This is a genomic window from Gilliamella intestini, from assembly GCF_900094935.1.
GTDB classification, from domain to species: Bacteria; Pseudomonadota; Gammaproteobacteria; order Enterobacterales; family Orbaceae; genus Gilliamella; species Gilliamella intestini.
The window spans coordinates 1-4,032 of the sequence record NZ_FMBA01000082.1; the positions used below are offsets into that span (position 1 = coordinate 1).

7 protein-coding genes and 2 pseudogenes are annotated in these 4,032 nt (G+C 34.1%); all 9 read left to right on the forward strand.

Annotation, left to right across the window (positions count from 1 at the left end):
* Positions 1-432, forward strand: a 432-nt coding sequence (locus GA0061080_RS11930; RefSeq protein ID WP_209435841.1) for a hypothetical protein, incomplete at its 5' end; no start/stop codon positions are given.
* A 10-nt stretch (positions 433-442) separates the two neighbouring features.
* Entirely contained in the window at positions 443-835 is a 393-nt protein-coding gene (locus tag GA0061080_RS11935; protein WP_141683167.1) for a hypothetical protein, read from the forward strand.
* Between the two features lie 402 nt (positions 836-1,237).
* Positions 1,238-1,783, forward strand: a pseudogene (locus GA0061080_RS11940) (RHS repeat-associated core domain-containing protein); the annotation flags it as partial.
* Between the two features lie 9 nt (positions 1,784-1,792).
* On the forward strand, positions 1,793-2,200 hold the full coding sequence (locus GA0061080_RS11945) for an NTF2 fold immunity protein (protein WP_091126075.1): 408 nt from the start codon (positions 1,793-1,795) through the stop codon (positions 2,198-2,200).
* 53 nt (positions 2,201-2,253) lie between these two features.
* Positions 2,254-2,520 carry a hypothetical protein gene (locus GA0061080_RS11950; protein WP_091126078.1) on the forward strand — a complete coding sequence of 89 codons (267 nt, stop codon included), beginning with the start codon at positions 2,254-2,256 and terminating at the stop codon, positions 2,518-2,520.
* 189 nt (positions 2,521-2,709) lie between these two features.
* Complete coding sequence (locus GA0061080_RS13340) at positions 2,710-2,775, forward strand: hypothetical protein (RefSeq protein ID WP_439330230.1); 66 nt, start codon at positions 2,710-2,712, stop codon at positions 2,773-2,775.
* A 21-nt stretch (positions 2,776-2,796) separates the two neighbouring features.
* Positions 2,797-2,955, forward strand: a pseudogene (locus GA0061080_RS13345) (RHS repeat-associated core domain-containing protein); the annotation flags it as partial.
* Positions 2,932-3,336, forward strand: coding sequence for a hypothetical protein (locus GA0061080_RS12490; protein WP_245174550.1), 405 nt, complete (start codon positions 2,932-2,934; stop codon positions 3,334-3,336). The pseudogene GA0061080_RS13345 and the gene GA0061080_RS12490, both read left to right, overlap by 24 nt.
* Positions 3,306-3,725, forward strand: a complete 420-nt coding sequence (locus GA0061080_RS11960; RefSeq protein WP_065636121.1) for a DUF7878 domain-containing protein — start codon at positions 3,306-3,308, stop codon at positions 3,723-3,725. The genes GA0061080_RS12490 and GA0061080_RS11960 overlap by 31 nt, the downstream gene beginning before the upstream one ends.
* The last annotated feature ends 307 nt before the right edge of the window (positions 3,726-4,032 follow it).

Consider the following 4,032-nt stretch of genomic DNA (forward strand, 5'->3'; position numbering starts at 1 on the left):
CCACTGGCTTGGATTGACCCGTTGGGGTTGTCGGATGAGTGTCCGGGGATAGGTACTAACAATGAAAAAATTGGAGGTACAGGTACTGTATGGGATGATATAAAATCAACTCAACCCAATTACCCCGGTTCTGTGATACCTAAGTCATTCGAAATGGTATTACCTAATGGGAAAAAAGTGTGGGTGCATGGCAATGCAACAGAACATATGGCTGAATATGCTCAGCATAAAGCAGTTAACTATACACCAGATGCTGTTCGCTTGGCCTCTCAACAGCAACTTAGAAGTTTACAAGAAGCACTGAATTCTGCAACGAAAAATGGTATAGAATATAATAAATTAATTACAATTGGGGGATGGGAATTAAAAATAATGCAATCTCGTAAGGTAGGAGAACTGCCTGCATTAATTCATGCACTGCCAATTGAATAAGGATAAAATCATGAGTATAAACATAGAAAAACCGATGAGAATTTCTTTTGAGGAAGTTGAATTTGATGAACATGTACCTTCTATTAAATTTATTTTTATGGTAAATATAGAACAATTTTCGAACTCTCTTAACTATAGTGGTGAAATATGGATTAGCTGTCTAATTTGGGATAATTTTGTTAACGATCTGGTTACATTAAAAAATACAGCTACTTTATATGATATAAATGAAATGTTTTCTATAAAAATAGAAAAAGATGAAAAAAACATTAAATATTCATGGTCTGTGACTCGTCAGGGAATATTTAAGGATATTGTGCAGTCAAGTTATCAAGCTATTATTTCAGAAGATACATTGAATTATGTTAAATCACAATTTACCAATTACCCTAAGTGGTGGTAATTATAAAATCCCCGTTTTAAAACAGCGAGGATTTTCCTTTTTTATTTTGTTATTTTATCGCTCTTTAAAAAACAAATAAAATCAATGTTTTTGAATAATTGTTATAAAAAATACAATACCTTTTAGCATACCCAAAGGCTATTTTTGCTATTTATTTAGTATTAAAAAACCGAAAACTCAACCCAACTAAAAAACAACTTTATACTAAAACGCATAGTTACCTGAAAGTTTTTGACAGAAATTTTAAATCCTATGGCGAGCTTGCGATAGAATACCGCACCGTCCCACAAAACCTGCGCTTTCAAGGGCAGTATTTTGACGAGGACAAATTTGTCTGAAACAAATTTGAACAATGCTTTAGCATTGGCCCTGCAAGGGTGAGTATCAGGATGATACGAATAATCAGGACTACACTACAATCGCTACCGCTATTACGACCCGTACACCGCCCGCTACATTAGCCAAGACCCCATAGGACTTGCCGGCGGCGAAAACGCCTATAGCTACGTTCCCGACCCACTGGCTTGGATTGACCCGTTGGGACTCGAAGGATTATGTCCAGATATAACACATGGTGCATATGGTCAAATACTTTCCGCAAAAGTTAAAGTCAGACCGGAAGATTTGGGTGCTGGGACTGGTACGAATAAATCTTCTCGAAAACACGCCCGCTCTTTAGGTTATGATAGTGATGATGCTGGTCATATCTTAGGTAAAGTATTAGGCGGTAGTGGCGGTAAAGGAAATGTATTCCCTCAATTACCCGCTGTTAATCGAGGAAAATATAGAAATTTTGAAAAACGAGTCAGAAATTATATTAAAGAGCATGGGGCAGTAGATATTGAATGGAATTTTATTTATGGTAATGGGGGAACAAGACCAACTCAAATAAAATATACAGTTTTAAAAGATGGAAAAAAGGTTTTATATGACGTTTTTGAAAATTAGGAGGGCTAAATGAATATTGAAAATGCAAAAAATACATTAAAAGAATTTATTATTGCTATGAATCATTGGGAATTACATTGTCATTCAATAATGGATAATAATTTATTAGGTGAATTTCGTTCACAAATAGTTAATGAATTAAATATTATATTTGATAAATTTTGCACAAAAAAAGAACGAAAATATGGTCGTCAAGCTGCATTGTCGTGTGGAAATCCACCAGAATATTCACCAGATGAAGAGATAATAAAAATAGAAGAATTAAAGGGCAATAAAGTTGCTATTTATACCCAACAACATACTGGAGCAGAATGTCAATTCCGTTATACTTTACATTATAAAAATAATGAGTGGCGGATAGATAGAAAAGAGATGTTCGATTCTTATGATGATAAATGGACAAATGATACATTATAATCACTCAGTGCAATTAAGCGCCTTAACGGTATTTAAGTTACCGTGGTGATAAAGTGAGCCAAATCGACCTAAACGGTCAAACACTATCGACGCACCGCTGGCAAGAAGGCAATGAAATTGCCCGTAGTATGGGGCGATTTGGTGAACTCAATTGCCATCAACAATTTGATAATCGTGGTCGATTGCTTAATTATATAAATCCCCGTTTTAAAACAGCGGGGATTTTCCTTTTTTATTTTGTTATTTTATCGCTCTTTAAAAAACAAATAAAATCAATATTTTTACTAAAAGATTGTTATAAAAAACACAATACCTTTTAGCATATCCAAAGACTATTTTTGCTATTTATTCCGCATAAAAAAACCGAAAACTCAGCCCAACTAAAAAACAAATTTATACTAAAACGTATAGTTACCTGAAAGTTTTTGACAGAAATTTTAAATCCTATGGCGAGCTTGCGATAGAATACCGCACCGTCCCGCAAAACCTGCGCTTTCAAGGGCAGTATTTTGACGAGGACAAATTTGTCTGGAACAAATTTGAACAATGCTTTAGCATTGGCCCTGCAAGGGTGAGTATCAGGATGATACGAATAATCAGGACTACACTATAATCGCTACCGCTATTACGACCCGTACACCGCCCGCTACATCAGCCAAGACCCCATAGGACTTGCCGGCGGTGAAAACGCTTATAGCTACGTTCCTAACCCACTGGCTTGGATTGACCCGTTGGGGTTGTCGGATGAGTGTCCGGGGATTAAAGGGAATATTGCTAGACAGGAAGCCGTATTTCCAAACAATAGCTGGGGGGCATTAGATGATGCATCTAAAACAGCTTTTGATTCGTCAAAAAATAGTGTTGATATATGGATACCAAAAGATAAACATATGGTTGGAACTACAGCGACAAGATCAGCTCAATTTAATACAAATAATGTTTCAGAGATTCGAAATATTGTTAAAGAAGCGTTGAAGTCACCAAATGCAATCTTTCTTCCAAATAATATTGAAGGTTCTTTCCGCGTAGTTGTTGATATGGGGAGAGCGATTGGTACAAAAGGGCAGACAAGTATTAGATTAATTATCGGAAACGACGGAAAAATATGGAACGCATTCCCTGTGAATTCTCGGTAGAGATCAATTATACCGATTTAAATATTAATAATATAACATCAGGACCTCAGCTTTTTTCTGAGGTTGAAGGGCAACTATTAATTTATATAAATAATAAAGTTATTTTTTCAGAAAAAGAAATTTTACTACTTGAACTAGCAAAACAATTAAAAGATTGGCTCCATAATTATGATAAAGATTTTTATTATGAGTCTATGGATTATGAAGATTCTCCCATTCTATTCTTTAAAAGAATTAACTTAAATAATTGGCAAATTAGTGGAATTTGGATGAATAGAACTTATGCAAATATAAAATTATCCGATTTGATGTTTGCATGTAATAGTTTTATTGACAAGTTAATTATTGATTTAAATTTGAGAGAAATTAATACTAAAGATTTATTTTAATATTCAATATTGTTGAATCTTGATTACAAGTTTTTTATTTTTGTATTAATAAGCAACCGTGATTATAAAAATTCCCGTTTTAAAACAGTGAGGATTTTTCACTTTTGCTTTGTTATTTTATTGCTCTTTAAAAACGTTTTTTATCTGTAAAAAACTATTGTTGCTATTTATTCCGCATTAAAAAAACGAAAACTCAGCCTGACTAAAGGTGAAAGTAAATCTACACGCAGACCCGATATTATGGCTATCGATAAAAATGGGAAAGTGCATGCGATAGAGATAGCCTCTAAAACAGATAAAAATAAAT